The sequence below is a fragment of the Streptomyces sp. NPDC023157 genome (assembly GCF_055560575.1).
Map to the genome: position 1 here is coordinate 46,397 of NZ_JBVHIL010000003.1, position 26,781 is coordinate 73,177.

General features: G+C 72.8%; 18 protein-coding genes. 11 read left to right on the forward strand and 7 right to left on the reverse strand.

The features are described 5' to 3' along the window. Nucleotides 1-80: 80 nt before the first annotated feature. Entirely contained in the window at nt 81-3,032 is a 2,952-nt protein-coding gene (locus ACZ3ZE_RS11520; RefSeq protein WP_467258649.1) for a glycoside hydrolase family 48 protein, read from the reverse strand. Nucleotides 3,033-3,299: 267 nt separating this feature from the next. Here ACZ3ZE_RS11520 and ACZ3ZE_RS11525 point away from each other — a divergent pair, with 267 nt between their 5' ends. Further along, nucleotides 3,300-4,865 (forward strand): cellulase family glycosylhydrolase, encoded by a 1,566-nt coding sequence (locus ACZ3ZE_RS11525; RefSeq protein ID WP_467258652.1) that lies wholly within the window; start codon nt 3,300-3,302, stop codon nt 4,863-4,865. A 14-nt stretch (nt 4,866-4,879) separates the two neighbouring features. Beyond that, nucleotides 4,880-6,640 (forward strand): glycoside hydrolase family 6 protein, encoded by a 1,761-nt coding sequence (locus tag ACZ3ZE_RS11530; protein WP_442304972.1) that lies wholly within the window; start codon nt 4,880-4,882, stop codon nt 6,638-6,640. A gap of 66 nt (nt 6,641-6,706) precedes the next feature. Here ACZ3ZE_RS11530 and ACZ3ZE_RS11535 read toward each other — a convergent pair whose 3' ends face one another. Beyond that, nucleotides 6,707-7,186, reverse strand: coding sequence for a hypothetical protein (locus tag ACZ3ZE_RS11535; RefSeq protein WP_467258655.1), 480 nt, complete (start codon nt 7,184-7,186; stop codon nt 6,707-6,709). 141 nt (nt 7,187-7,327) lie between these two features. Beyond that, the gene (locus ACZ3ZE_RS11540) at nt 7,328-8,356 is read right to left on the reverse strand and encodes a LacI family DNA-binding transcriptional regulator (RefSeq protein WP_361167525.1); all 1,029 of its coding nucleotides are present in this window, start codon (nt 8,354-8,356) and stop codon (nt 7,328-7,330) included. Nucleotides 8,357-8,738: 382 nt separating this feature from the next. On the opposite strand from ACZ3ZE_RS11540, the gene ACZ3ZE_RS11545 reads away from it, so the two are divergent. From ACZ3ZE_RS11545 to ACZ3ZE_RS11565, 5 genes are all read left to right on the forward strand, one after another. Then, nucleotides 8,739-10,082, forward strand: coding sequence for an ABC transporter substrate-binding protein (locus ACZ3ZE_RS11545; protein WP_361167522.1), 1,344 nt, complete (start codon nt 8,739-8,741; stop codon nt 10,080-10,082). Between the two features lie 80 nt (nt 10,083-10,162). Next, the gene (locus ACZ3ZE_RS11550) at nt 10,163-11,167 is read left to right on the forward strand and encodes a carbohydrate ABC transporter permease (protein ID WP_361167519.1); all 1,005 of its coding nucleotides are present in this window, start codon (nt 10,163-10,165) and stop codon (nt 11,165-11,167) included. A 3-nt stretch (nt 11,168-11,170) separates the two neighbouring features. Continuing rightward, nucleotides 11,171-12,028: a carbohydrate ABC transporter permease gene (locus ACZ3ZE_RS11555; protein WP_361167516.1), complete on the forward strand. Its 858-nt coding sequence runs from the start codon at nt 11,171-11,173 to the stop codon at nt 12,026-12,028. 76 nt (nt 12,029-12,104) lie between these two features. Continuing rightward, the gene (locus ACZ3ZE_RS11560) at nt 12,105-13,550 is read left to right on the forward strand and encodes a GH1 family beta-glucosidase (protein WP_467258658.1); all 1,446 of its coding nucleotides are present in this window, start codon (nt 12,105-12,107) and stop codon (nt 13,548-13,550) included. 76 nt (nt 13,551-13,626) lie between these two features. Next, nucleotides 13,627-14,271 (forward strand): maltokinase N-terminal cap-like domain-containing protein, encoded by a 645-nt coding sequence (locus ACZ3ZE_RS11565; RefSeq protein ID WP_467258661.1) that lies wholly within the window; start codon nt 13,627-13,629, stop codon nt 14,269-14,271. A gap of 48 nt (nt 14,272-14,319) precedes the next feature. On the opposite strand, the gene ACZ3ZE_RS11570 is transcribed toward ACZ3ZE_RS11565, so the two are convergent. After that, entirely contained in the window at nt 14,320-15,237 is a 918-nt protein-coding gene (locus tag ACZ3ZE_RS11570; RefSeq protein WP_361167507.1) for a glutaminase, read from the reverse strand. 135 nt (nt 15,238-15,372) lie between these two features. On the opposite strand from ACZ3ZE_RS11570, the gene ACZ3ZE_RS11575 reads away from it, so the two are divergent. Together ACZ3ZE_RS11575 and ACZ3ZE_RS11580 are read left to right on the forward strand one after the other, a co-directional pair. Next, complete coding sequence (locus tag ACZ3ZE_RS11575) at nt 15,373-16,320, forward strand: endonuclease/exonuclease/phosphatase family protein (protein WP_467258663.1); 948 nt, start codon at nt 15,373-15,375, stop codon at nt 16,318-16,320. A 127-nt stretch (nt 16,321-16,447) separates the two neighbouring features. Continuing rightward, nucleotides 16,448-17,251, forward strand: a complete 804-nt coding sequence (locus ACZ3ZE_RS11580; protein ID WP_361167501.1) for a VOC family protein — start codon at nt 16,448-16,450, stop codon at nt 17,249-17,251. A gap of 99 nt (nt 17,252-17,350) precedes the next feature. On the opposite strand, the gene helR is transcribed toward ACZ3ZE_RS11580, so the two are convergent. After that, nucleotides 17,351-19,519 (reverse strand): RNA polymerase recycling motor ATPase HelR, encoded by a 2,169-nt coding sequence (helR, locus tag ACZ3ZE_RS11585; protein WP_467258665.1) that lies wholly within the window; start codon nt 19,517-19,519, stop codon nt 17,351-17,353. A 163-nt stretch (nt 19,520-19,682) separates the two neighbouring features. Continuing rightward, nucleotides 19,683-20,747 (reverse strand): enoyl-CoA hydratase/isomerase family protein, encoded by a 1,065-nt coding sequence (locus ACZ3ZE_RS11590; RefSeq protein ID WP_361167494.1) that lies wholly within the window; start codon nt 20,745-20,747, stop codon nt 19,683-19,685. A gap of 209 nt (nt 20,748-20,956) precedes the next feature. Between ACZ3ZE_RS11590 and ACZ3ZE_RS11595 the strand changes: the two genes are divergently transcribed. Both ACZ3ZE_RS11595 and ACZ3ZE_RS11600 read left to right on the forward strand, forming a co-directional pair. Then, complete coding sequence (locus ACZ3ZE_RS11595) at nt 20,957-23,728, forward strand: SpoIIE family protein phosphatase (protein WP_361167491.1); 2,772 nt, start codon at nt 20,957-20,959, stop codon at nt 23,726-23,728. Nucleotides 23,729-23,772: 44 nt separating this feature from the next. After that, the gene (locus ACZ3ZE_RS11600; protein ID WP_361167488.1) at nt 23,773-24,183 is read left to right on the forward strand and encodes a VOC family protein; all 411 of its coding nucleotides are present in this window, start codon (nt 23,773-23,775) and stop codon (nt 24,181-24,183) included. A gap of 39 nt (nt 24,184-24,222) precedes the next feature. On the opposite strand, the gene ACZ3ZE_RS11605 is transcribed toward ACZ3ZE_RS11600, so the two are convergent. Further along, nucleotides 24,223-26,532: a glycosyl hydrolase family 18 protein gene (locus ACZ3ZE_RS11605; RefSeq protein ID WP_442304976.1), complete on the reverse strand. Its 2,310-nt coding sequence runs from the start codon at nt 26,530-26,532 to the stop codon at nt 24,223-24,225. Nucleotides 26,533-26,781 lie beyond the last annotated feature (249 nt).

The window sequence follows — 26,781 nt, forward strand, 5'->3', positions numbered from 1 at the left end:
GCCCCGGACCGGGCGGACCCTCCCGCGGGTCCGCCCGGTCTCGTCGTACGCGCAGCGCGCTCGCCTTCGCGGGGCGGCGGTTATTCGAGCAGCTCCGCGTACGAGCCCATGGCCAGGGCGATGTCCGCCTGGGCCCAGAACCGGTGGTAGGTGAAGACGGGTGCGGCGCCGCCCGCCAGGTAGGCCTCGATCTTCGGCCAGGCCGGGTCCTTCTCGTAGAAGGAACGGAGCGAGGCGAAGGTCGACGCGGAGTTCACGGTGTCGCCGTTCGGCATGGTGCCGGTCCAGCCGCCGGGGACGTACACCGGGTCGTCGAAGCGGCTGTAGTCGGTGCGGGTCTCCGGGACGCCGAGGCCGAGCGCGTCCCGGTGGTGGGCCCACATGCCGTCGAGGAGGGCCTTGGCGACCCGTTTGGCCTCGGCGTGGCCGGACTTGGCCGCGTAGTAGGTGAGGGTCTTGGCGAAGGCGGCGGTCACGCCGACGTCGTCGGTGTAGTCGGCGACGGTGACGTGCAGTCCCGCGTTGCCGCCGGGGTTCGCCGCGTTCCAGGTGTCGGGCGCGCCGGACCACTGGAGGGTGGACGGGACGCGGTAGGTGCCGTCGGGGTTGATCGTGGTCCGGGAGAGGGCCCAGGCGACCCACTTGTCGAGCACGGTCCCGGCCTTGGTGTCGCCGGTCTGCTGGTAGTACTCGGCCACCCGCTCCATCGACCAGGCCTGGAAGCCGAACCACTGGTTGGACGGCGGGTCGTGGTAGACGGGCTTCTCGTCGTAGTACATGCCGTGGAAGGTGGGGGTGCCGGCCGGCGGGGTGGCGTAGCGGCCCTGCCAGCTGTTGGTGGCGCCGCCCGCGATGGCGCCCTCGCTGGACTGGAGCCAGCGGTAGAACTCCAGTTGCCGGCCGAGGCTGGTGGCCCAGTCCGCCGCGCCGGTCGCCGACTTGGGCTTCAGCGGGGCGTACGCGCTGAGGGCGTAGGCGGCGAGGGGGTTCTGGTAGCCGCCGTGGGCGTGGCTGGAGCCGATGCGCCAGGCCCAGCCGGCGCCGGTGTCGGCGCCGCCGCCCCAGGCGTAGTACCAGGACATGAGGTAGTGGGAGCTGTTCTTGCCGGTGCCGGCCGGGCAGGCGGTCGGTCCGACGCAGTCGCCGACCTTCTTGAAGTACTTGTCGAACATGGCGTAGCGCAGGTAGTCGCCCATCTTGGCGGCCTTGCCGACGGTCGTCGCGACCTGGGCGCCCCGGCCCTGCTCCTTGGCCCAGACGTCGGCCCAGTAGGCGGCCTGGACGGCGCGGGCGTCGGCGTCGGGGGCGTTCGTGAACTTCCACTGCCGGGCGTAGGAGCTGTCGCCGGTGAACAGGTCGAGATAGCCGTTCCTGCCGCCGTAGGCGAACCGGTCGCAGGTGGGGTGCGGGACGGTCTCCCAGACGGACTCCTGGGGGCCGCGCTGGAAGGTGTTGATGTACGAGGGTCCGGTGGCGGCCGGACCGGTGGAGCAGGTGCCGGGTTCGTTGCCGAAGCCGTAGACGTTGTCGACGTCCTGGATCCAGTGCATGCCGTAGATGTCGTCGGTGCCGTACGCGCTCTTCAGCTCGGCGGCGAGCGGGTCGGCCCCGGCCGTGACGGTGGTGTCGAGCGCGGCCGGGTACTGCGAGGGCAGGTCCCACTCGGGAGCGTAGGTGGCCGGCTTGGCGGCGTTGTAGGAGGAGTTGGTGGCCTGGTCGGCATGGGTGGGGATCATGTACCTCTCCAGGGTGTCCCACGCGCCGTTGAACTTGGACCAGTCGCCGGTGATCTTCCCGTACATCGCCTGCAGCCAGACGAGGTAGCTGTACGCCTCCGAGGTCGTCTCGTGGCCCTGGTCGGGGGCTTCGACGATCAGGGTCTCGACGGAGTGGTACGGGATGCCCTCGGGTGAGAAGTAGCCGTTGGCCGGGTTGGTGATCTTCCCGTAGAGGTCGAGGAATCGGGCGTCGTACGTGGAGTCGGCGGCGAGCTGGGCGACGGTGACCTCGGTCCTGGTGTGGCCGGGGGCGGTCGCGGTGAAGACGGCGGTGCCGGTGCCGGTCGGCGCGGCGGTGACGGTCACCTGCTGGGCCGTGTTCCAGTTCGCCGGGGTGAAGGTCAGGGCGGCCGGGCTCGCGGTGAGGCCGGTGACGCCGGAGGTGCGGGCCACGGTCACCGTGACGTTCGCGGCCGGCGGGGTGGAGAGCCGGAGGCCGAAGGTGCCGGTCGTGCCCTGGCGTACGGAGAGCTGTGCGGGGGTGGCGACCAGGGCCGGTCCCGCGGCGACGGTGATGCCGACGGGCGCCGACTCGCCGGTCGCGCCGAGGGAGTCGGACGCCTTGGCGTAGAGGGAGTGGGCGCCGGCGGGCAGGGAGGTGGCGCCGAGGGTGTAGGGGGCGGTGGTGTCGGTGCCGACCAGGGTCGTGTCGCTGTAGAACTCGACCTTCGTGATGGTGGCCCCGTCGGCGGCCGCCGCGGTGGCGGCGAGCGGGACGGCGTCGCCCTCGGAGTAGACCGCGCCGGGCGCCGGGCTGGTGAGGACCGTGACGGGCGGCTGGTGGGCGCCCGCGCAGGGGGTGCCGTTGACGGTGAAGGAGACCGGTGCCGTGTTGGTGCCGCTGTAAGAGAACTGGGCGCCGGTGGTGACGGCGGCGCCCGCGGCGACGGTGCCGTTCCAGGCGGCGTTGGTGACGGTGACGGCCTTGCCGGACTGGGTCCAGGTGCCGTTCCAGCCGTTGCTCAGCTTCTGGTCGCCCGCGTACGTGAAGCCGAGGGTCCAGCCGTCGAGCGGCGCGGTGCCGCGGTTGGTGAGGGTGAGCTCGGCGGTGAAGCCGGAACCCCAGTCGTTGGTCCGGTAGTCGACGCCGCACTGCACGGCCGCCGCCTGGGCGGGCGGCCCGGCGGCCAGCATCCCGGCGGGGAGGGCGAGGAGGGCGGCCAGGGCGAGGAGCGGCCGGTGGGGGCTTCGACGGCGGCTCGGGGGGAGGCTCTGGTGGCGGCTCGGGCGTGGGCTCGGCGGTCGTGGTGGCATGCGGAGGATCTCCTCGCGGCTCGGGAGGTGGGGGCGGCGCCGGGGTGGGGCACGGTCAAGCTCTGAACCAGTGGGAGCGCTCCCACTGTGCAGAGCCGAGAAGACCGCGTCAAGACGCGCGAAGAGTCGAAGGCACCCGGCCGGGGAATTTCGCCAACTCCTCTTTTCCTTGGCGTCAGTTGGCGCTACGGTCTGGCCCCACCAGTGGGAGCGATTCCATTCCGTCGGCGCGCCGCCCAGGCCGCGCCCTCGCTGAAGGACTCGCTCATGCGACACCCCCCGCGTCTGTCCGCACTGCTCGCCGGAGCAGTGCTCACCATGGCGAGCACTGCTCTCACCGTGGCCGGTACGGCCCAAGGAGCCGCGGCCGCACCGCTCTGCACCGTCAGCTACTCCGTCGCCGGCTCCTGGGCCGGCGGCTTCCAGGGCGCGGTGACCGTCACCAACGCCGGTCCCGCGCTGACCTCCTGGAAACTCGCCTTCGACTTCCCGGCCGGCCAGGTGGTGCGTCAGGGCTGGGGCGCCCAGTGGTCCCAGTCGGGCCCGAGCGTCACGGCCGTGAACGAGAGCTGGAACGGTTCGCTCGCGACCGGCGCGAGCGCGACCACCGGCTTCCTCGCCTCCTGGTCAGGCGGCAACCCCACGCCCGGCACCTTCACGCTCAACGGCACGGCCTGCGACCAGGGGCCGGGACCGAACCCGACACCCACACCCACACCGACACAGACAGCCACTCCAACACCCACACCCACCTCGACAACGCCCACCCCGACCCCCACACCCACCACTCCCGATCCCACCCCCACCCCCGCCCCCGGCGCGCCCGAGCTCAGCGTCAGCGGCAACCGGCTCGTCGACCAGAACGGCGCCACCCGCCGCCTGCTCGGCGTGAACCGCTCCGGCGGCGAGTTCATGTGCGTGCAGGGCTACGGCGTCTTCGACGGGCCCGTCGACGACGCCGCCGTCCGGGCCATCGCCGACTGGAAGGCGAACACCGTCCGCATCCCGCTCAACGAGGAGTGCTGGCTCGGACTGGACAACGTCAAGCCCGAGTACCGGGGCAGCGCCTACATCGGCGCCGTCAAGGACCTCGTGAACCTGGTGCTCGCCCACGGCATGACGCCGGTCGTCGAACTGCACTGGACGCACGGCCAGTACACCGGCGACTCCTCGGGCTGCGCCGACGTCCACGCGACCTGCCAGAAGCCGATGCCCGACGCCCGGTACACCCCGGCGTTCTGGACCTCGGTGGCCGACACCTTCAAGAACGACCGGCGGGTGGTCTTCGACCTGTTCAACGAGCCCTACCCCGACCGGGCGACCGCCACGGCCGCCCAGGCCTGGGCGTGCTGGCGCGACGGCGGCAGCTGCCCCGGCATCGGCTACGAGGTCGCCGGCATGCAGGACCTGGTGGACGCGGTCCGCGCGACCGGAGCGCGCAACCTGCTCCTGGTGCCCGGCCTCGCGTACTCCAACGACCTGAGCCAGTGGCTCGCGTACGCCCCTCAGGACCCGGCGGGCCGCCTGGCCGCCGCCTGGCACGTCTACAACTTCAACACCTGCTCCACCGAGACGTGCTGGAACGACACCCTCGCCCCGGTCGCCGCCCGGGTCCCCCTGGTGGCGGGCGAGATCGGTGAGAACACCTGCGGGCACGCGTTCGTCGACCGCGTCATGAAGTGGTTCGACGACCGCGCCCTGTCGTATCTCGGCTGGACCTGGAACACCTGGGACTGCGGCTCCGGGCCGGCCCTGATCACCTCGTACGACGGCACCCCCACCGCATTCGGCATCGGGCTGCGCGACCACCTGCGCACCCTGAACGGAAACTGAAAGGCCTTCCCTCCATGAGCCGCTCAACCAGCCGTACCGCCCTGCTCGCGGCCCTCGGCCTGATCACGGCGACCGGTGCCACCGCCACCGTGATCGGCACCGCCACCGCCGGGGCCGCCACCCCGGGCTGCCGGGTCGACTACCAGATCTCCAGCCAGTGGAACACCGGCTTCGGCGCCAACGTGACCGTCACCAACACCGGGGACCCGGTCTCCGCCTGGACCCTGGAGTGGTCCTTCGGCGGCGACCAGAAGGTCACCCAGGGCTGGAACGCCGCGCTGACCCAGTCCGGCGCCGCCGTCACCGCGAAGAACGTCTCCTACAACGGCACCCTGGCCACGGGAGGGTCGACCTCCTTCGGCTTCAACGGCTCCTACAGCGGGACCAACACCCTGCCGGCGGTCTTCACGCTGAACGGTGTCGTCTGCAACGGCGCGACGCCGCCCACCACACCCCCGACGACCCCGCCGACCACACCCCCCACCACCCCTCCGACCACACCCCCGACGACCCCGCCCGCCGGGACGAAGGCCGACAACCCCTACGCCGGCGCCAAGGTGTACGTGAACCCCGAGTGGTCCGCCAAGGCGGCGGCCGAACCGGGCGGCACCAAGGTGTCGAACCAGCCCACGGGTGTCTGGCTGGACCGGATCGCCGCCGTCAACGGCTCCGCGAGCTCGATGGGCCTGCGCGCCCACCTCGACGAGGCGCTGAAGCAGAAGGGCTCCGGCGAGCTCGTCGTCCAGCTGGTGATCTACAACCTGCCCGGCCGCGACTGCTCGGCCCTCGCCTCCAACGGCGAGCTCGGGCCGACGGAGATCGACAAGTACAAGACCCAGTTCATCGATCCGATCGCGGCGATCCTCGGCGACGCCAAGTACGCGGGTCTGCGGATCGTGACGGCGGTCGAGATCGACTCGCTGCCCAATCTCGTCACCAACGTCTCCGGCCGCCCGACCGCGACCCCGAACTGCGACGTGATGAAGGCCAACGGCAACTACATCAAGGGCGTCGGCTACGCCCTGAACAAGCTGGGCTCGATCCCCAACGTCTACAACTACGTGGACGCGGGGCACCACGGGTGGCTCGGCTGGGACGACAACTTCAACGGCTCCGCCGAGCTGTTCAAGACCGCCGCGACGGCCGAGGGTTCGACCGTCGCCAACGTGCACGGCTTCATCGTGAACACCGCCAACTACAGCGCCCTGAAGGAGGACCACTTCACGATCGACGACTCCGTGAACGGGGTCTCGGTGCGCCAGTCGAAGTGGGTCGACTGGAACCGCTACACCGACGAGCAGTCGTACGCCCAGGCCATGCGGGACAAGCTGGTCTCGCTCGGCTTCGACCCGAAGCTCGGCATGCTGATCGACACCTCCCGCAACGGCTGGGGCGGCACCGCCCGGCCCACCGCGGCGGGCGCCACCACGAACGTCGACACGTATGTGAACGGCGGTCGCTACGACCGGCGCATCCACCTCGGCAACTGGTGCAACCAGTCCGGCGCGGGCCTCGGCGAACGCCCCCAGGCGGCTCCGGCGGCCGGCATCGACGCGTACGTCTGGATGAAGCCCCCGGGCGAGTCCGACGGGGCGAGCAAGGAGATCCCCAACAACGAGGGCAAGGGCTTCGACCGGATGTGCGACCCGACGTACACGGGCAACGTCCGCAACGGCAACAGCATGTCCGGGGCGCTGCCGGACGCGCCGCTGGCCGGCCAGTGGTTCTCGGCCCAGTTCCAGGAGCTCCTGAAGAACGCGTACCCGGCGCTGTGACGCGCGGCTGACCGGGTCCGCCGGGCGGGCCGGGGCCTCCTTGGCCCCGGCCCGCCCTCCGTTCTCTCATCCCCGGGCGCAGCTCTCGGCGGGGAGCTCCCGGCTCGTCACCCGGGCGGCCCGGCCGGTGGGGTCGGTGACGTCGAAGGCGAAGCAGCCGACGGCGTAGGTCTCGTTCACGAAGATGAAGGTTCTCGCCGGGCCTATCCCGAGCAGGCCGGCGAGGACGCTGGTCGTGCCGCCCTGACGCGTGATCCGGACCAGGCCCCGGGCCGGTTTCGCCGGGGGGAACGCCGAGGTGATCTCGGCGTCGCCCAGGGTCCCGTCGGCCGCGGTCGCGGCCAGCGCCCGTCGATGCCGCTCCACCGACGCGTTCAGGTTCTCCCTGGCCGCGGCTTCGTCGCGGCCCGGCTGGGTGGCGAGCCAGATCCAGCAGCCGACGACGAGGACGAGGAGGGTGAAGAGGACGGACAGGCATCCGCGCCCCAGGCAGCCGAGCGCGGCGCCCCGCCCGGTCCGCGCTGTCGCATCTGGTCTGGTCCCCATGTGCGGAGCCTCTCCCCGCGGCCCGCGCCGGACCGTGCTCTTGGCCGAACCGCAACCTCACCGAGGCGTCACGGTGACGCGCCGCTCCCCGGGCCCGCGCGAGGGCGGACCCGTGCCCGGGCGACGGCCACCGGAGTCCGCTCAGGACGAGTCGCGCAGCACCAGCTTCGTCGGCAGCACGCGCCGTTGCGGCGCCGCCGCCTGCGCCGGGTCGGCGATCCGGTCGAGGACCATGCGGGCCATGGTCCGGCCCATCTCCTCGATGGGCTGGCGCACGCTGGTCAGCGGCGGGTCCATGAGGCGGGCGACGGCCGAGTCGTCCACGCCGACCAGGGCGACGTCCTCGGGGACCCGGCGGCCCGCCTCGCGCAGGACGCCGCGCGCGCCGGCCGCCATGACGTCGGAGGCGGCGAAGACGGCGTCCAGGCCGGGGCTGCGGGCGAGGAGTTCGCGCATCGCCCTGCGGCCGCCTTCCTCGGTGAAGTCGCCGGTGGCGACGAGGAGTTCGTCGGGTTCGAGGCCGGCGGCGGCGATGCCCTCGCGGTAGCCGTCGAGTCGGGCGCGGGCCGCGTACATGTCGAGGGGGCCGGTGATGGTGGCGATCCGGCGGCGTCCGCGCGCGGCGAGGTGGGCGACGGCGGCCCGGCCGGCGCCCGTGTTGTCGGAGTCGACGTAGGCGGCGGACTCGTCGGCGGTGCGCCGGCCGCCCAGGACGACCGGGAGGCCGAGTTCGCGGACGAGGTCGGGCAGCGGGTCGTCGGCGTGCACGGAGGTGAGCAGGACGCCGTCCACGCGCTGGGCGGCGAGGTACTGCTCGAAGCGCTGCCGCTCCCGCTCGGTGCGGACCAGGGTGAGCAGCAACTGTTTGTCGGCCTCGCCGAGTTCGGCGCTGACCCCGCGGATGATGTCGAGGAAGTAGGGCTCGGCGAAGAGCCGGGCCTCGGTCTCGGGGATGACGAGGGCGATGGCGTCGGTGCGGCTGCCGGCGAGGGCGCGGGCGGCCTGGTTGGGCACGTAGCCGAGTTCCTCGATGGCCCGGTGGACGGCCTGGCGGGCCTGTTCGCTGACCCGCGGCGAGCCGTTGATCACCCGGGAGACGGTGCCCCGGCCGACCCCGGCCCTGGCGGCGACCTCCTCCAGCGTGGGCCTGCCACTCTGCCGTACGTTCACGACCTTCGTACTCCCCTCGTGCGGGCCTCGGCCCCATGCGCCGATCTGGTCAAGATAGGCCACGATCGGCGTTCCCGTCAGAATCCGGCGCCGTTCAGCACCCGAACGGTGGGAGCGCTCCCACATTAGCGGATTCCCGGCACGGGCCCCGTCGCGCCCCGCCTCGCGACGAATCCGCGTTCATGTCTTGACACCGGTACCCGGCAGGCAGGAACCTTCCGGCAACGACGACGTGGGAGCGCTCCCACCCCAGGAGCGCGGAGCCTGCCTGTCCGGCCCGCACCGGCGTCGTGTTCCGGTCCCGACCGCTCGAGCCGAGCCGCGAAAGCCGTCCGGACCCCCTGGCGCACAACGAGCACCACCTTTGGACGAGGAGAGTGGAATGCGCACTTCCAGCAGCAGACGGACGCCCGGCCGCACACGCCGTACCGTGCTCGCGGCCGTCACCGCCCTGACGGCCGGCACGGCCCTGCTCACCGGTTGCGGCGGCGACGGTGCGGACGCCGCCGACGACGGGACCATCACGCTGCGGATCGGCACCTTCGGTTCGTTCGGCTACGACGACAAGACGGGCGCCAAGCTGTACGCCGAGTACGAGAAGGCGCACCCCGGCATCAAGATCGTCGAGTCGAACGTGGCCGACGGCCAGAAGTACTGGGACACCCTGAAGCTGCGCCTGTCCCGCAACAGCGGCCTCGCCGACATCCAGGCCGTCGAGGTCGGCTACATAGCCGAGGCCACCGGCTCCTCCATGGCGGACAAGTGGGTGGACCTGTCCAAGACCGGCGGCGCGGACCTGGGCGCCTTCCTCGACTGGAAGGTCAAGCAGGCCACCACCGCCGACGGCAAGGTCATCGGCCTCGGCACCGACATCGGCCCCATGGCCATCTGCTACAACAAGGAGCTCTTCGCCAAGGCCAAGCTGCCCACCGAGCGCACCGAGGTCGGCAGGCTCTGGGCCGGCGACTGGTCGAAGTTCCTGGAGACCGGCCGGACGTACCAGAAGCACGCCCCCGCCGGGACCTCCTTCCACGACTCCGCGAGCGGCCTGTTCAACGCCGTCATCTCCAGTGAGCCGGAGCAGTACGCGAACGCGAGCGGACAGCTCGCCTGGGAGGACAGCCCCGGGGTGAAGAAGGCCTGGGACACCGCCGTCGCGGCGGCGAGCGGCGGACTCACCGCCAAGCTGCGCCAGTTCGACGAGAAGGGCACCTGGAACGCCGCCTTCAAGAACTCGAAGTTCGCCACGGTCGCCTGCCCCAGCTGGATGACCGGCATCATCAAGGACCAGGCGGGCGCCGGCAACCAGGGCAAGTGGGACATCGCCGCACCGCCCGTGGCCGGCAACTGGGGCGGCTCCTTCCTCGCCGTCCCCAAGTCGGGCAAGCACGCCAAGGAGGCCGCGGAGCTGGCCGCCTGGCTCACCGCCCCGGCCCAGCACGCCAAGGTCTTCGCGGTGAACGGCAACATCCCGTCGACCAAGGACACCCTGTCCTCGGCCGCGGTGGTGGGCGCCAAGCTGCCCTACTTCGGCGACACCCCGGTCGGTGAGATCTTCGCCGCCGCCGCGGCGAAGATCCGCCCGGCTCCGATCAGCCGCTGGGACGGGCAGATGAAGACCTTCCTCACCGACAACGGCATCCTCGACATCGAGCAGCGCGGCACGGACCCGGCGAAGGCCTGGGAGAACGTCAGGAAGCTGGCCGAGGACAAGATCGACCAGTAGCGGGAGGCGCGCGACGGCCTGCCTCCGCGGGCCGTCCCCGTCCGCCCCACCCGTCCGCTCCGACCTGGAAGGACGCCCTCGTGGCCACCTCCGTACGGGCGAGGAACGGCGGCTCACCGTCGCCCGACGCACCGCCCTCCCCCGCCCCGGACCCGGGCGCCGCCCGCTCCCGCTCCGCCCGCCGTGCCCGGCTCTACCGCTGGGACCTGAAGGCGACCCCGTACCTCTTCCTCGCCCCCTTCTTCCTGACCTTCGCCGCCTTCGGCCTCTTCCCGCTGCTCTACACGGGCTGGCTCTCGCTCAACCGGGTCGAACTCGGCGGCGACCCCCGGTGGAAGGGCCTGGAGAACTACACCGACCTGGCCACCAGCGAGTTCTTCTGGAACGCGCTGGCCAACACCTTCACCATCGGGCTGATCTCGACCGTCCCCCAGCTGCTCATGGCCCTCGGACTCGCCCACCTGCTCAACTACCGCCTGCGCGGACGCGGTTTCTTCCGGGTCGCCGTCCTCGCCCCGTACGCCACCTCGATCGCGGCGGCCACCCTGGTCTTCGCCCAGCTCTTCAACACCGACTACGGGCTGATCAACTCGGCACTCGGCTGGGCGGGCTTCGACCCGGTCGACTGGGAGGCGTCGAAGTGGCCCGCGCAGATCGCCATCTCGACGATCGTGATCTGGCGCTGGACCGGCTACAACGCGCTGATCTACCTGGCCGCCATGCAGGCCGTCCCGCAGGACCTGTACGAGGCGGCGGCCCTCGACGGGGCCTCGCGCTGGCGCCAGTTCCTCAGCGTGACGATCCCGTCGATCCGCCCCACCATCCTCTTCACCGTCATCGTCTCCACCATCGGCGCCACCCAGCTCTTCGGCGAGCCGATGCTCTACGGCGGCAGCGTCGGCATCTCGGGCGGCAGCGGCAACCAGTTCCAGACGCTCAGCCTGCTCATGTACGAGAAGGGCTGGGTCACCGGCGCCCTCGGGCAGGCCTCCGCCATCGCCTGGGTGATGCTGCTGCTCCTACTGCTCGTCGGCGGCGTCCAGTCGCTCGTCGCCCGTTCGCACCGCAAGAACCCGGGGAGCTGACCCATGGCCCGTACTCTCCTCCGGCAGTCGGCCGGCCGGCAGCACCACGCGGGTCCGCTGACCTACGTCCTGCTCGGCGTCGCCGCGCTGTTCTCGCTCTTCCCCCTCTACTGGAACCTCGTCGCCGCCTCGCACAGCGGCGAGCGCGTGGTGGAGGCGCCCGCGCCGCTGCTGCCCGGGCCGCGCCTCTTCGACAACCTGTCCTTCGCCTGGAACCAGGTCGACATGGGCGAGGCCCTCGTCAACACGACGGTGGTCGCCTCGCTGGTCGCCCTGTCGACGGTGCTGTTCGCCACGCTCGCCGGCTTCGCCTTCGCCAAGCTGCGCTTCAAGGGGCGGGGCGCGCTGCTGACCCTGGTCGTGGCGACGATGACGATCCCGCCGCAGCTCAGTGTGATCCCGCTGTACCGGATCATCACCGACCTGGGCTGGGTCGACCAGCTCCAGTCGGTGGTCCTGCCCTCGCTGGTGGCCGCGTTCGGCGTGTTCTTCATGCGCCAGTACCTCGTCGAGGCGCTGCCCGTCGAGCTGGTCGAGGCGGCCCGGATGGACGGCGCGCACTCGCTGCGGATCGTCTGGCACGTGGTCTTCCCGGTGGCCCGGCCCGCGATGGCGGTCCTCGGCATGCTGGTGTTCGTGCAGGCGTGGAACGACTTCTTCTGGCCGTTCATCGCGCTCACCCCGGACGGCAGCCCCACCCTCCAGGTGGCGCTCGCCGGACTGGGCTCGGGCAACCACACGGTCGACCAGGCCGTGGTGCTGACCGGCGCCCTGATCTCCACGGTGCCGCTGCTGCTGGTGTTCGCCGTGCTCGGCAAGCACATCGTCGGCGGGATCACCGCGGGCGCGGTCAAGAGCTGACCCCCCACCCCCCTGTACCCCGGCTTCTCGGGTTCTCCGTTCCTCCTGTCCTCCTCTGCGTTGGGAGCGCTCTCCTATGACCGCGTCCGAAACCCGGCCGCTCACCGCCGTCCGCCGTTTCCCGTCCGACTTCCTGTGGGGCGCCGCCACCGCCGCGTACCAGATCGAGGGCGCCGCGGCGGAGGACGGGCGCACACCGTCCATCTGGGACACCTTCTCGCACACCCCGGGGAAGGTCTTCCAGGGCCACACCGGCGATGTGGCCGTCGACCACTACCACCGCTTCCGCGAGGACGTCCGGCTGATGGGCGAACTCGGCCTGAACGCCTACCGGTTCTCCGTCTCCTGGTCGCGGGTCCAGCCGACCGGGCGGGGGCCGGCCGTCCAGAAGGGCCTCGACTTCTACCGGCGGCTCGTCGACGAGCTGCTCGCGGCGGGGATCGAGCCGGCGCTCACGCTCTACCACTGGGACCTGCCGCAGGAGCTGGAGGACGCCGGGGGCTGGCCGGAGCGGGCGACGGCGGAGCGGTTCGCCGCGTACGCGGGCCTGATGGCCGACGCCCTGGGCGACCGGGTGACCCGCTGGACCACGCTCAACGAGCCCTGGTGCTCGGCCTTCCTGGGCTACGGTTCCGGCGTGCACGCCCCGGGCCGCACCGATCCGGTGGCCGCCCTGCGGGCCGCCCACCATCTCAACCTGGGGCACGGGCTCGCGGTGCGGGCGCTGCGGGCGGCGCTGCCGGCCGGGGCGAAGCTGGCGGTCTCGCTCAACCTGCACGAGGTGCGCCCGCTGACCCCGTCGGCCGCGGACCGGGAGGCGGCCCGCCGGATCGGCACCGTAGGCAACGGGGTGTGGCTGGGCCCCATGCTGGAAGGCGCGTATCCCGAGGAGCTGTTCGCCGACACGGCACACCTGACCGACTGGGCGTTCGTACGGGACGGGGACACGGCGACGGCCGGGCAGCCGCTGGACTGGCTGGGCGTCAACTACTACACGCCGACGGTGGTGTCGCGGGTCGCCGAGGGCGAGGCGAAGCCGCAGGACGACGGGCACGGCAACAGCGCCCACTCCCCCTGGCCGGGCGCCGACGACGTCGCGTTCCACCAGGCGGACGGCGAGCGCACGGCGATGGGCTGGCCCGTGGACCCGGACGGGCTCTACGACCTGCTCACCCGGATCTCGGCGCGCTACCCGGGCCTGCCGCTGGTGGTCAGCGAGAACGGTGCCGCGTACGAGGACGTGGTCGGCCCGGACGGTTCGGTGCACGACCCGGAGCGCGCGGCGTACGTCCACGCCCATCTGGAGGCGGTGCACCGAGCGGTGGCGGACGGGGCCGAGGTGGCCGGGTACTTCCTGTGGTCGCTGCTCGACAACTTCGAGTGGGCGTACGGCTACGCGAAGCGGTTCGGTGCGGTGCACGTCGACTACGGGACGCTGCGCAGGACGCCGAAGTCCAGCGCCCGCTGGTACGCGCGGGTGGCCCGCTCCGGGGAGCTGCTCGCGCCGGGGGCGGAGGGCTGAGTCCGGGGTGGGAGGTACGGTTCGGGGCGGGGGCGCACGCCCGGAACCGTACCGTCTCGGAGGAAGTGCACGAGGAATGGCCGTCATTCACAAGACCACGATGCAGCCGACCAAGCTGGAGCTCCTGGAGAGCTGGCTCCCGACCCGGCCCTGGTACCTGGGCCGCGAGGGCGCCGTGCCCGTCCTGGAGAAGGCGGGCGGCTTCCGGCTCGACGACCCGGAGGGCGAGGTGGGCATCGAGTTCATGGTGGTCGCGGACACCTCGGGCGCGCAGACCCACGCCTATCTGGTGCCGCTGACCTACCGGGGGGCGCCGCTGGAGGGCGCGGAGGGCGCGCTGATCGGGACGTCCGAGCACGGCGTGCTGGGGACCCGGTGGGTGTACGACGGGACGCACGACCCGGTCCTGCTGGGCGAGTTGACGGCCCTGCTCGAAGGCCGGGCGGTCCCGCAGGCGCAGAGCCTCACCGACGTCCAGGACCCGACCGTCACGGCCTCCTTCGACGGGTCGGGCACCTGGGACACGAGCGCCGCGCCGGGCGTCGAGGACGGGACGTACGGCACCGATGTACGGCTCGGCGCGGGCGCGCCGCTGCTGCGGGTCGTGCGGGTCCTCGGCCCCGAGGTGTCCGGGTCGCGGGGCGAGGTGACCGCCGACTGGCACCTGCCGGACGGCGAGGAGCTGCGCGGGGCGTACGTCGTGGTGTTCGACGCGGCCTGACGGGCGTGTCCGGCGGCGTGCCGTCGTGTCCGGTGGGGTCTTCGCCGGTCAGAAGACGGACAGGCCGGTGATGGTGGTGAAGCGGTCGAGCGCGGCGACTCCGGCGACGGAGTTGCCGCGTTCGTCGAGGCCGGGGCTCCACACGCAGAGGGTGCAGCGGCCCGGGACGACGGCGATGATCGCGCCGCCGACGCCGCTCTTGCCGGGCAGTCCGACCCGGTACGCGAAGTCACCGGCGGCGTCGTAGGTCCCGCAGGTGAGCATGACCGCGTTGACCTGCTTGGCCTGGCTGCGGGTGAGCAGCCGGGAGCCGTCGGCGCGGATGCCGTGGCGGGCGAGGAAGCCGGTGGCGAGGGCGAGGTCGGCGCAGGAGGCCTCGACGGAGCACTGGCGGAAGTACTCGCGCAGCAGGGTCGGCACGGGGTTGGCGATGTTGTCGTAGCTCGCCATGAAGTGGGCGAGGGCGGCGTTGCGGTCGCCGTGCGCGGTCTCGGAGGCGGCGACGTCGCGGTCGAAGTCGAGGTCGTGGTTGCCGCTCTCGGCGCGCAGGAAGTCGAGGAGGACGCCGGAGGCGTCGCCGGTCATCCGGTGGAGCTGGTCGGTGACGACCAGGGCGCCGGCGTTGATGAACGGGTTGCGCGGGATGCCGTTCTCGTACTCCAGCTGGACGAGCGAGTTGAACGGGTTGCCGGAGGGTTCGCGGCCGACGTGGTCCCAGAGCGGGTCGCCCTTGCGGGCCAGCGCGAGGGCGAGGGTGAAGACCTTGGTGACGGACTGGGTGGAGAAGGGCTGCTGCCACTCCCCGACGCCGTACACGGTCCCGTCGAGTTCGGCGACGGCCATCCCGAAGCGGCGCGGGTCGGCGGAGGCGAGCGCGGGGATGTAGTCGGCGGGCCGGCCGCGGTCGGTGAGGCCCGTGATCTCCTCGGCGATCCGGTCCAGGACGGGTGCGAACGTCAACAGCATGTTCACATCATGCGCCGGGCGGCCCTCGGGTGCTGTCACCACCCCTGCCTATGATCGTTCCCGATGCCGCTCGGAGCGGCGCCCGGCCGCGACGTGGCCGGTCACAGGAGGGGGAGTTCCGTGACGCGCGGTTCCATGAGACGCGGTTCGGCGGTACGGCGACGAGGTGCGCGGCTGGCTCTGGCGGGGGCGCTGGCGGCCGTGCTGCTGCCGGCGACGGCGGCCCAGGCGGAGACGCCGGCCCCGCGCACGTACACGGTCTGGCAGTGGAACGTGGCGGGGAACACGATCCACAACGGTTCCACGACCGACGGCATGGTCACGCAGGCCGCCGCGTCGGTGGTGAGCCGTTCGGCCGATTTCGCGGCCTTCAACGAGCTGTGTCAGGGGCAGTACAGCGCCCTGGTGGAGGAGCTGCGGGCCAAGGGCTGGCCGCAGGACCCGCAGAACTTCGCCCGCTTCGAGCCGAGCCGCCCGGCGGGCAACGCCTCGGTGTGCAAGGGCGAGGCGTTCGGGAACGCGCTGTTCAGCAAGCGCCCGCTGGGCGGCGCGGCCCGCTTCGCCCTGCCGGACGACGGGACGGCGGAGAAGCGCAACCTGCTGTGCGCGCCGCTGACCGACGGCACGGCGACGCGGTTCTGCACCACGCACATCACGACGAGCCAGTCGACGAACGTGGCCCAGCTGGAGTTCGTGCGCCAGAAGCTGGAGGACTACGACGCGGCCGGGGAGACGACCCTGATCGCGGGCGACTTCAACGCCCAGCCGAGCTACGGCCGGCTGAACTCGTACTACTCGGCGAGCGTGGACACCCCGAACAACGCGAACAACACCGGCCAGTACCGGGAGCTCGACGACAACGACGCGGACCACTGCCTCGGGTACGGGGAGTGGACGGCCGACGGCACGCCGGGGACGACGCCGCCGTGCGGCGGGAACGCGAAGATCGACCACATCTTCGTGCGGGAGAGCGCGCTGGCCGGGCCGTACAGCGCGGACTCGCTCGCGATCTCGACGACCTGCACCGGGGTCACGGCCTGCTCCGACCACCGGATACTCGTCGGTACGGTGACGGTCGCGTAGCGGCGTCACCCGTCTGCCGCGGCCCGGCGGCCTCCCGGTCCCCGCACGCCCGCCCGACCGAGTGGCGAAGCCGGAAGGTCCGGGCGAGGGTGGCTTGGGGGGACGGACCGAGAGTGAGGTGAGCCGGGTGCCGCTGACCGCGGACGAGCCGGGAGCGCCGTGCTGGCTGAGCCTGGCGGTACGCGACCTCGAAGCCGCCGAGCGGTTCTACGGGGCGGTCCTCGGCTGGACCTTCCGGCACGGCCCCCTCGGCGAGGGCTTCTCCGTCGGCGAGCGGGACGGCACACCGGTCGCCGGGATCGGCGAGGTGGCGGACCGGATGGCGGTGTCGGTGGCCTGGGCGGCGTTCTTCGCGGTGGCCGACGCCGACGCGGCGGTGGCCCGCATCCGCGAGCGCGGCGGCACCGTCGGGGTCGGCCCGGTGGCCTTCCCGCCGCGCGGCCGGGCGGCGCTCGCCACCGACGCGGAGGGCGCGGCCTTCGGCGTCTGGGAGGGCCGGATCTCCTCCCGCTGGCGGGTGGGCGAGCAGCACGCCCCCGCCTGGCTGGAGCTGCACACCCGCAACGCCTTCGACGCCGCCGTCTTCTACGGCGGGGTGCTGGACTGGCTCGACGACGGCACGGAACGCTTCGAGGTGTCCTACGAGGACGACCAGGTCGTCCTGCGCCGCCAGGGTGACGCCGTCGCCCGTCTGAACAGCGGCCCGGCGGACGCCACCGCCGAGCAGCCGCAGCGCCGCCCGCGCTGGCTGGTCCACTTCTGGGTGCCGGACCTGGAACGGGCGGTCGCCGCGGTCCTCGAACACGGCGGCTCGCTCGTCCCCGAGGCCGACGACGGCTGGCGGTCCCTGTCCGCCCGGCAGACCACCGTACGGGACCCGCAGGGCGGCCTGTTCACCCTGGACGAGAACCCGGCGGCAACGGAACCGTGACGGCGTCGGCCGTACGGGGCGGCCTAACGGTCGGCCGTACGTACGGCCGACCGGTCCGACGGACGGATCGGCCGCCGTACGGATCGGCCGCCGTACGGGTCAGCTCGTGAGGACGACCAGCTGCCGGGTGGCCCGGGTCATCGCCACATAGCGGTCGACGGCGCCCTCCACCCCCTCGCCGAACGCGTCCGGGTCGACGAGGACGACCAGGTCGAACTCGAGCCCCTTCGCCAGTGTCGGGGTGAGCGAACGAACCCGGGACGTCGCCTCGAAGGCGGGGTCCCCGATGACGCAGGCGATCCCGTCGGCGTGGGCGGCGAGCCAGGCGTCGAGGATCGCGTCGCGTTCCGCGACGGAGCCGTGGACGACGGGGATGCCGCTGCTGCGCACGGAGGTCGGCACGTTGGCGTCGGGCAGCGCGGCTCGGATCACCGGCTCGGCCTCCGTCATGACCTCTTCCGGCGTCCGGTAGTTGATGCTCAGGGAGGCCATGGTGATCCGGTCGAGGCCGATCCGCTCCAGCCGTTCCTGCCAGCTCTCGGTGAAGCCGTGCCGCGCCTGGGCGCGGTCGCCGACCAGGGTGAAGCTGCCGGAGGGGCAGCGGAGCAGCAGCATCTGCCATTCGGCGTCGGTCAGTTCCTGGGCCTCGTCGACCACGATGTGCGCGAACGGTCCGGCGAGCCGGTCCACTTCGGCGCCGGGCAGGGCGCTCTCGTCGATCAGGCTGTCCCGCAGGTCCCGCCCGTTCAGCATGGTCACCGCGCCCTCGCCGTCGTCGTCGGCGGCGAGGATGTTGTCGATGACCCCGGCCATCCGCTCGCGTTCGGCGGCCAGGGCGGCGTCGTGGCGGCGCTTGCGCAGCGAGGACCCCGGGTCGCCGAGCCGCTGCCGGGCCGCGTCCAGGAACGGCAGGTCGGAGGCGGTCCAGGCCTGGGCGTCGGCGCGCCGCAGGGTGCGGACCTCGTCGGGGGTGAGCCAGGGCGCGCACAGGCGCAGATAGGCGGGGACCGACCACAGGTCCCCGACGATGTCGGCCGCCTCCAGCATCGGCCAGGCCCGGTCGAGGGTGCCGACGAGCTCCTGGTCGGCCCGGAGCGCCTTGCGGAACAGCTCCTCGGGGACGTCCTCGTCCAGCTTGTCCAGGAGGATGGAGACGAGCTCGTCCCAGATCTGCTCGCGCGCCTCGTTGTGCGGCGTGCCCCGCCCCGCGGCCTCGAAGGCCTCCGCCCAGTCGCCGGCGCCGAGCCAGAGGTCGGACCAGTCGGTCGAGACCCGCAGGCCCTCGGTGGGCGGCTCCTCGTAGAACCGGACGGCCTTCTCGATCGCCTTCACGAGCTCCGCGGACGCCTTCAGGCGGGCCACCTCGGGGTCGTTCTCGGGCGGCGCGGTGGCTCCCTCGGCGACCAGGTCGCGCAGGGTGCAGGTGCGGACGCCCTCCTCGCCGAGGCTGGGCAGGACGTCGGAGACGTAGGTGAGGTAGGGCTGGTGCGGGCCGACGAAGAGGACGCCGCCCCTGCGCTGGCTCAGGCGCGGGTCGGAGTAGAGGAGGTAGGCGGACCGGTGCAGGGCGACGACGGTCTTGCCGGTGCCGGGGCCGCCGTCGACGACGAGGGCGCCGCGCGACCCGGCGCGGATGATGGCGTCCTGGTCGGCCTGGATGGTGCCGAGCACGTCGCGCATGCGGGACGAGCGGTTGCCGCCGAGGCTGGCGATGAACGCGGACTGGTCGTCGAGGGCGGCGTGTCCCTCGAAGCCGTCCGCCGTGAACACCTCGTCCCAGTAGTCGGCGATCCGGCCGGCGGTCCAGCGGTACCTGCGGCGGCTGGCCAGGCCCATGGGGTGGGCGTGGGTGGCGGCGAAGAACGGCTCGGCGGCGGGCGAGCGCCAGTCGATGAGGAGCCTGCGGCCCTCGGCGTCGGTGAGGCCGAGCCGTCCCACGTACACGGGTTCGGCGTCGTCGGCGGTGACGATCCTGCCGAGGCACAGGTCGAGTCCGAAGCGGCGCAGGGCGCGCAGCCGGGCGGTGAGCCGGTGGATCTCGGCGTCCCGGTCCATCGCCTCCCGGCCCAGGCCGCCGGGCGCCCTGCGGAGCTCGTCGAGGCTGTCGGACAGTTCGGCGATCGACGCCTCAAGGCTTCGTGCGACGGCGGCGAAGTGCCGCTCGTCGGCGGCGATGAGCCCCGGGTCGGCCTTGGCCGACAGGTTCTCGGGAAGGGCGAACGCGCTGGTGTTCAGGGGGTGGTCATGGACGGATGACGACGCTTGCACTGAGTGGATCTCCCATTTCCGCAGGTCCTGGCCTCGATGGGCGATTCTGCGGTACGCAGGGGGCCTTGCCGCAAGCCCCCCTGTGCGCTATAAGTTGAGAGTGGCAAGGAGAGCGTTCACCTCCTTGCCTTTCTTTTTTGCCCCGAGGTCGCCCGGGTCCGGGTCAGTGCTCCGTCAGGCCCAGTTCGCCGCCCGCCCGCGGGGCGAACCAGCGGGCGGTGTCCTGCTCCGTGACCTCGGCGAGGGTGGCCGGCGTCCAGTGCGGGTCGCGGTCCTTGTCGACGACCTGGGCGCGGATGCCCTCGACCAGGTCGGGCGAGGCGAGCGCCGCGCAGGAGAGGCGGTACTCCATGTTCAGGGCGGCCTCCAGGGAGTCCAGCCGGCGGGCCCGGCGGACCGCCTCCAGGGCGGCCTTGAGGGCCGTGGGCGAGCGGCCGAGCAGTACGGTGGCCGTCTCCTTGGCCTCGGGCACGCCGGAGTCGGAGAGGCGCTCCACGATGCCCTCGACGGTGTCGGCGGCGTAGCAGGCGTCGATCCAGGGGCGCCGGGCGGCGAGCTCGCCGGGCGGTACGGGGCGGGCGAAGCGGGCGACGGCCTCGGCGGCGGGGAGCCGGGTGAGCGCGGCGGCGAGGGCCGGGAGTTCGGCGGCGGGTACGAAGTGGTCGGCGAGACCGGCCAGGATCGCGTCGGCGGCGCCGGCCTGCGTGCCGGTGAGGGCGAGGTGGGTGCCGAGTTCGCCGGGCGCGCGGCCGAGGAGGTGGGTGCCGCCGACGTCGGGGACGAAGCCGATGCCGGTCTCGGGCATGGCGACGCGGGAGCGTTCGGTGACGATCCGTACCGATCCGTGCGCGGAGACGCCGACGCCGCCGCCCATCACGATGCCGTCCATGAACGCCACGTACGGCTTGGGGTAGCGGGCGATGCGGGCGTTGAGCCGGTACTCGTCGCGCCAGAAGGCGGGCGTGGCGGTGCCGCCGGCGCGGGCGTCGTCGTGGATGGCCCGGATGTCCCCGCCGGCGCACAGTCCGCGCTCCCCCGCGCCCCGGATGACGACGGTCTCGACGGCGGGGTCGTGCTCCCAGGCGGTCAGGGCCTCGTCGACGGCGCGGACCATGGCGTGGGTGAGGGCGTTGATCGCCCGGGGCCGGTTGAGGGTGAGGAAGCCTGCGCGGCCCTCGGTGTGCACGAGCACGTCCGGCTCACGGGGGTCGGCGGTGCCGTGGGACATGGTGTCGCTGCTTCCTGCCGGTGACGGGCGGTGGGCGATCGGTCCCGCCGGGTGGCCGGTACGCCAAGGGGCGAAACGATCTTCCACCCACCGTAACGGCCCGCCCGGCCCGCGCACAGGGCCTCTCGGCCCGTCCGTTTCCCCTGCCGGTCACAGCGGGGGCAGCATGGAAGGAGGCGCCCCATGGAAAGGGCGGGAAGGAGCGCACCGTGACGGGAGGCGCTGACCGGTCCGCCGGCGGCCCCAAGGGACGGCCCACGGGGCTGCGGAGCGTAGCGGGCCAGGTCTTCGCCCTGCAGGCCCTCATCGCGCTGCTGATCATCGCGGCGGCCGCGCTGGCGCTCGTCCTGCAGGGGCGGTACGACAGCGAGCGCGAGGCCCGCAACCGCTCGCTGGCCGTCGCCGAGGCCTTCGCGCACGCGCCGGGGCTCGCCGAAGCGCTCCACTCCCCCGATCCCACCGCGGTCCTCCAGTCCCGTGCCGAGGCCGCGCGGCGCGGCTCCGGCGTCGACTTCGTCGCGGTGCTGGCGCCGGACGGGGCCCGGTACACCGACTCCGATCCCAGCCTCATCGGGCAGCGGGCGCAGGGGGACATCGCGCGGGCCAGGGCCGGGGAGTCGTTCACGGAGATCTTCCACGGGGCGCCGCACGACGCGGTGCGGGCGGTGGTGCCGGTCCGGGCCGCCGACGGGACCGTGGTCGGCATGGTGACCAGCGGCGTCGAGGTGGAGACCGTCGGGAACGCCGTGCAGGGCAGGCTGCCGGTGCTGCTGGGCGCGGCGGCGGGCGGTCTGGCGATCGCGGTGGGAGGCGCCGGTCTGGTGAGTGCCCGGCTGCGGCGCCAGACGCACGGCCTGGGCCCGGCCGAGATGACCCGGCTCAAGGAGCATCACGAGGCGGTCCTGCACTCGGTGAAGGAGGGTGTCGTCATCGTCGCGGCCGACGGGCGGCTGCTGCTCGCCAACGACGAGGCCCGCCGGCTGCTCAAGCTGCCCGAGGACGCGGAGCGGCGCCATGTGACGGAGCTCGGTCTGGAGCCCCGTACGGCGGCGCTGCTGCTGTCCGGGGAGGCGGCGACGGACGAGGTGCACCCCGCCGGGGACCGGCTGCTCGCGGTGAACGTCCGCCCGACCGGGAACGGCGCGGCCGACGGCGGCTCCGTCATGACCATGCGCGACACGACCGAGCTGGCGGCGCTGACCGGCCGCGCCGAGGTCGCGCGGGGCCGGCTGCGGCTGCTGTACGAGGCGGGGACGCGGATCGGCACGACGCTGGACGTGGTGCGGACGGCGGAGGAGCTGTCGGAGGTGGCGGTGCCGCGGTTCGCCGACTACGTGACGGTGGAGCTGCTGGACCCGGTGGTGCGGGGCGAGGAGCCCTCGGGGGCGTTCACCGAGATGCGCCGCACCGCGCTCACCGGGATCCACGCCGAGTCGCCGTTGCAGCCGGTGGGCGACCTGATCCGGTTCGTGGTGCCGAGCACGCCGATGGCGTCGGCCCTGGACGAGGGGCGTGCGGTGCTCCAGGCGGATCTGGCGTCGGCGCAGGGCTGGCGGGAGCAGGACCCGGAGGGCGCGGCGCAGGCCTTGGCGTACGGGCTGCACTCGCTGCTCACGGTGCCGCTGCTGGCGCGCGGGGTGGTGCTGGGGATGGCGAACTTCTGGCGCGCCGCGGACACCGCGGAGCCGTTCGGCGAGGAGGACCTGTCGTTCGCGGAGGAGCTGGCGGCGCGGGCGGCGCTCGCGATCGACAACGCGCGCCGGTTCACGCGGGAGCACACGATGGCGGTGGCGTTGCAGCGGAGTCTGCTGCCGCGGGTGCTGCCCGACCAGAGCGCGGTGACGGTCGCGCACCGCTATCTGCCGGCGACGGCCGGGGTGGGCGGCGACTGGTTCGACGTGATCCCGCTGCCGGGGGCGCGGGTGGCGCTGGTGGTGGGCGACGTGGTGGGGCACGGGGTGCACGCGGCGGCGACGATGGGGCGGCTGCGGACGGCGGTGGCCAACTTCTCGACGCTCGATCTGCCGCCGGAGGAGTTGCTGGGGCATCTGGACGAGCTGATCGACCGGCTCGGCGAGGAGAACGAGTCAGGGCCGGAGGACGGCCGTGAGCCGGACGGGGACGGCACGGCGGAGGGCAGCACGGGCGCGACCTGTCTGTATGTGATCTACGACCCGACCACCGGGGCCTGCACGATGTCCAGCGCCGGGCATCCGGGGCCCGCGCTCGTGCGGCCCGACGGCAGTGTGGAGTTCCCGGCGCTGCCGGCCGGGCTGCCGCTGGGCCTCGGGCTCGGGGAGCGTCCGTTCGAGTCGGCCCGGCTGCGGCTGGAACCGGGCAGCAAGCTGGTGATGTTCACGGACGGTCTCGTGGAGGACCGGTCGCGGGACTTCGACACCGGTCTCGCGCTGCTGCGGAAGACCTTGTCGCGCCCGGACCGCTCCGCCGAGCAGACCTGTGCGGACGTGCTGGCGGCGATGCTGTTCCCGGTGCCGGCGGACGACATCGCGCTGCTCGTGGCGAGCACCCGGCGGATCCCCGCGGACCGGATCGCCGAGTGGGAGGTGCCGGGCGATCCGTCGGCGGTCTCCCCGGTCCGCAACCAGGCCGCGGCGCGGCTCGCCTCGTGGGGTCTGGAGGAGGTCGGGTTCACGGCGGAGCTGGTGCTCAGCGAGCTGATCACCAACGCGATCCGGTACGGCAAGCCGCCGGTCCGCGTGCGGCTGGTGTACGACCGGGCGCTGATCTGCGAGGTGTCGGACGGCAGCAGCACCTCGCCGCATCTGCGGCACGCGACGGACACGGACGAGGGCGGCCGCGGCCTGTTCCTGGTGGCCCAGTTCGCGCAGCGCTGGGGCACCCGTTACGCGCGCCGCGGCAAGACCATCTGGGCCGAGCTGCCGATCGCTCCCGACCAGCCGGGCGGCGAGATCGTGGCCCCGCTGCTCGACCCGGACGCCCTGGAGGATCTGGCCTGGTGAGGGCGGGGTACGGTGCGGGCTGACCCCGCCTTCTGGAGGAACGCGTGACCGGCCCCGTCGCCACCGGAACCCTGCACCACGTCGAGCTCTGGGTGCCCGACATCGGCCGGGCCGTCGCCTCCTTCGGGCCGCTGCTCGGCTCGCTCGGTTACGTGCCGTTCCAGAGCTGGGAGGGGGGCCGCAGCTGGCGGCTGGGGGCCACGTACCTCGTCGTGGAGGAGTCGCCGGCGCTCAGCGCGGACGCGCACGACCGGCTGCGGCCGGGGCTGAACCATCTGGCGTTCCATGTGGCGGCGCGGCCGGAGTTCGACCGGCTCGTCGAGGAGGCCGTCCGGGGCGGCTGGCGGCTGCTGTTCCCCGACCGGCATCCGCATGCCGGCGGGGAACAGACCTGTGCGGCCTATCTGGAGAACGCGGACGGGTTCGAGGTGGAGCTCGTCGTCACGGAGTCCTGACCCGCCCGCCGGGTCGGCCGTGTCCGGTGCGCGGGGCGGTCAGCCGAGTCCCGTGCGCAGGGCGGTCATCAGGGTGCCGTCGGGGGTGTCGCCCGACATCTCCCAGATGAAGACCCCGAGCAGGCCCTTGGACTTCAGGTAGGTCGTCTTGCGTCCGATGGACCAGGCGTCGTCGAAGCTCCACCACTGGCCGCCGGCGCCGGTGTAGCCGTACGTGGCGCCGGACTGTTCGTCGTGGCGGACGGTGAGCCCGGGGACCGAGGCGAGCAGGTTGGCGTAGCCGCGTACCCCGGCCTCCTCGGCGAACTGTCCGGGGGCGGCTCCGGTCGCGCTCTGCCATTCGCCCGCGGCGCCGCCGTCGGTGACGCCCTGCCAGCCGCGGCCGTAGAAGGGGATCCCGAGGGTGAGCTTGCGGGGGTTGAACCCGGCGGCGAGGTAGGGCTTGATCGCCTCGTCGACGCTGAAGTGGAAGCCGTAGGGGTCCTGGGTGTCGGTGTACAGGTTGGCCTGGTGTCCGGTGCGGTTCGGTTCCCAGGAGTTGTCGCTGCCGGCGCCGTGGAAGTCGTAGCCCTGGACCATCGCGTAGTCGAGGGCGGTGGCGGCCGTGGTGAGGTCCCAGCCCTGCCCGATCTTGACCGGGTCGGCGGGGGTGAAGGCGGTCAGCAGGCGGTGTTCGCCGCCGAGTTCGTCGAGCTGCTTGCGGAACTCGGCGACGAGGGCGGCGTTGTTCGCCTTGTCCTGCGGCCCGTAGTGGTTGCCGGGGTGCCCGTCGGGCGAGCCGGGCCACTCCCAGTCGAGGTCGATGCCGTCGAAGACGCCCGCGGCCACCCCTTCGCCGCCCGCGCCGTTGTAGAGGGGCAGATTGCCCTTGATCCACACGTCGACGCAGGAGCGGACGAACTTCTGCCGGGAGGCTTCGGTGGCGGCGACGTCGGAGAAGTACTTCGAGTAGGTCCAGCCTCCGAGGGAGACGACCACCTTCAGGTTCGGGTGCTTGGCCTTGAGCTTCTTCAGCTGGTTGAAGTTGCCGCGCAGCTTGCCCCAGCCGTCGTCGGCGACCCCGTCGACGGACTGGGCGGCACTGAAGGGCCGGGCGTAGTCGGCGTCGGCGTCGCCCGCGCCGGTGCCCTGGTCGGGGTCCTGGGGGTTGGAGCCGACGCCCTTGGTCACTCCGGCGAGGCAGGTGAGGTTGACGGGGTCGATGTTCTCGAAGGCGTAGTTGACGACGTCGAGGGAGGCGGCGGCGCCGGAGGTGTCGAGGTTCTTCACGAAGTACTGGCGCCCGTAGATGCCCCACTGGGCGAAGTAGCCGACCTTGAGGTGGCGGCCCTGGGCCAGGTCCGCGGTGGTGACGGCGAGGGCGTTCGACGGCGGCGAGGCGTTGTCGGCGGCGTCGCGGGCGCGGACGGTGAAGGTGTACCGGTTGGCCGGGCCGAGGCCGCTGACGGTGGCCGTGAGGGCGGTGCCCGGGACCGTACGGACGAGGGTGCCGTCGCGGTAGACGTCGTAGCCGACCACGCCCTTGTCGTCGGCGGACGCGTTCCAGGCGAGGCTCACGCTGGACGCGGTGGTGGCGGTGGAGCGCAGCGCGCCGGGGGCGGTGGGCGGGTTCGGGTCGCTCGCCGGGTCCACGGTGGTGACGGTGAGGGGCGGGCTCTCGGGTCCGGTGTTGCCGCGGGTGTCCTTGGCGCGGACGGTGAAGGTGTACGCGGTGGCCGGGGTCAGGCCGGTGACGGTGGCCGAGGTGGAGCTCGTGGTGGCGACGACGGCGCCCCGGGAGAGGATCTCGTAGCCGGTGACGGTGTGGTCGCCGGGCGAGGCGGCCGTCCAGTCGAGGCTCACGGTCCGTACGGTGACGGCGGTGGCGTGCGGGGTGCCGGGCGCGGTGGGCGGCACGTCGGGGCTGCCGTCGCATTTGCCGCCGTTGACGGTGCAGCCGGTGGGCGCGGTCTGCGGGCCGGTGGCGACGAACCAGTAGCTGTACGGCTCGGTGGAGCCGCCGGCCGCGACGGTGCCGTTGTAGTGGGCGTTGCGGACGGTGACGTGGCGGCCGGTGACGGTGGCCTCGCCGTTGTAGTGGGAGCTGATGCTGACCCCGGCGGGCAGGTCGAACTCCAGGGTCCAGCCGTTCACGGGGGTGGTGGTGCCGTTGCGGATGACGAGGATGCCGCGCCACCAGCTGCCGTTGTTCTCGGAGGTGAAGCCGGCGGTGAGGGCGCCGGCGGCGTGCGCGGGGGCGGCAGCCGGGCCGGCGAGTGCGGCGATCGGGAGGAGGAGCGCGGCGAGCAGGACCAGGAGTCCTCTGCCGTGGTGCGGCCGTCTGCGGCGGCTTCTCCGGTCTGTGTCCATCGGGTCTCCCTGGACGCGTGTGTGGGGAACGGGAGCGCGTCGCGGGACCGTGTGGGGGCTCGGGTGCGGCCTTGCGGTTGTGGGACCGCCGAACGGGAGCCAACCGCACCGTAGTTGGTACGGACCATTGCGTCAACGCGGCGCGGGACGCTTGACGTCGCCCAGTGGTCTACTCCACCGTGGAGGCGGGTCGGGGACAGTGCCGGTGTGGGCCGGCCCCGCCCCCGGCTCGGCACCGCCGTTCCACGC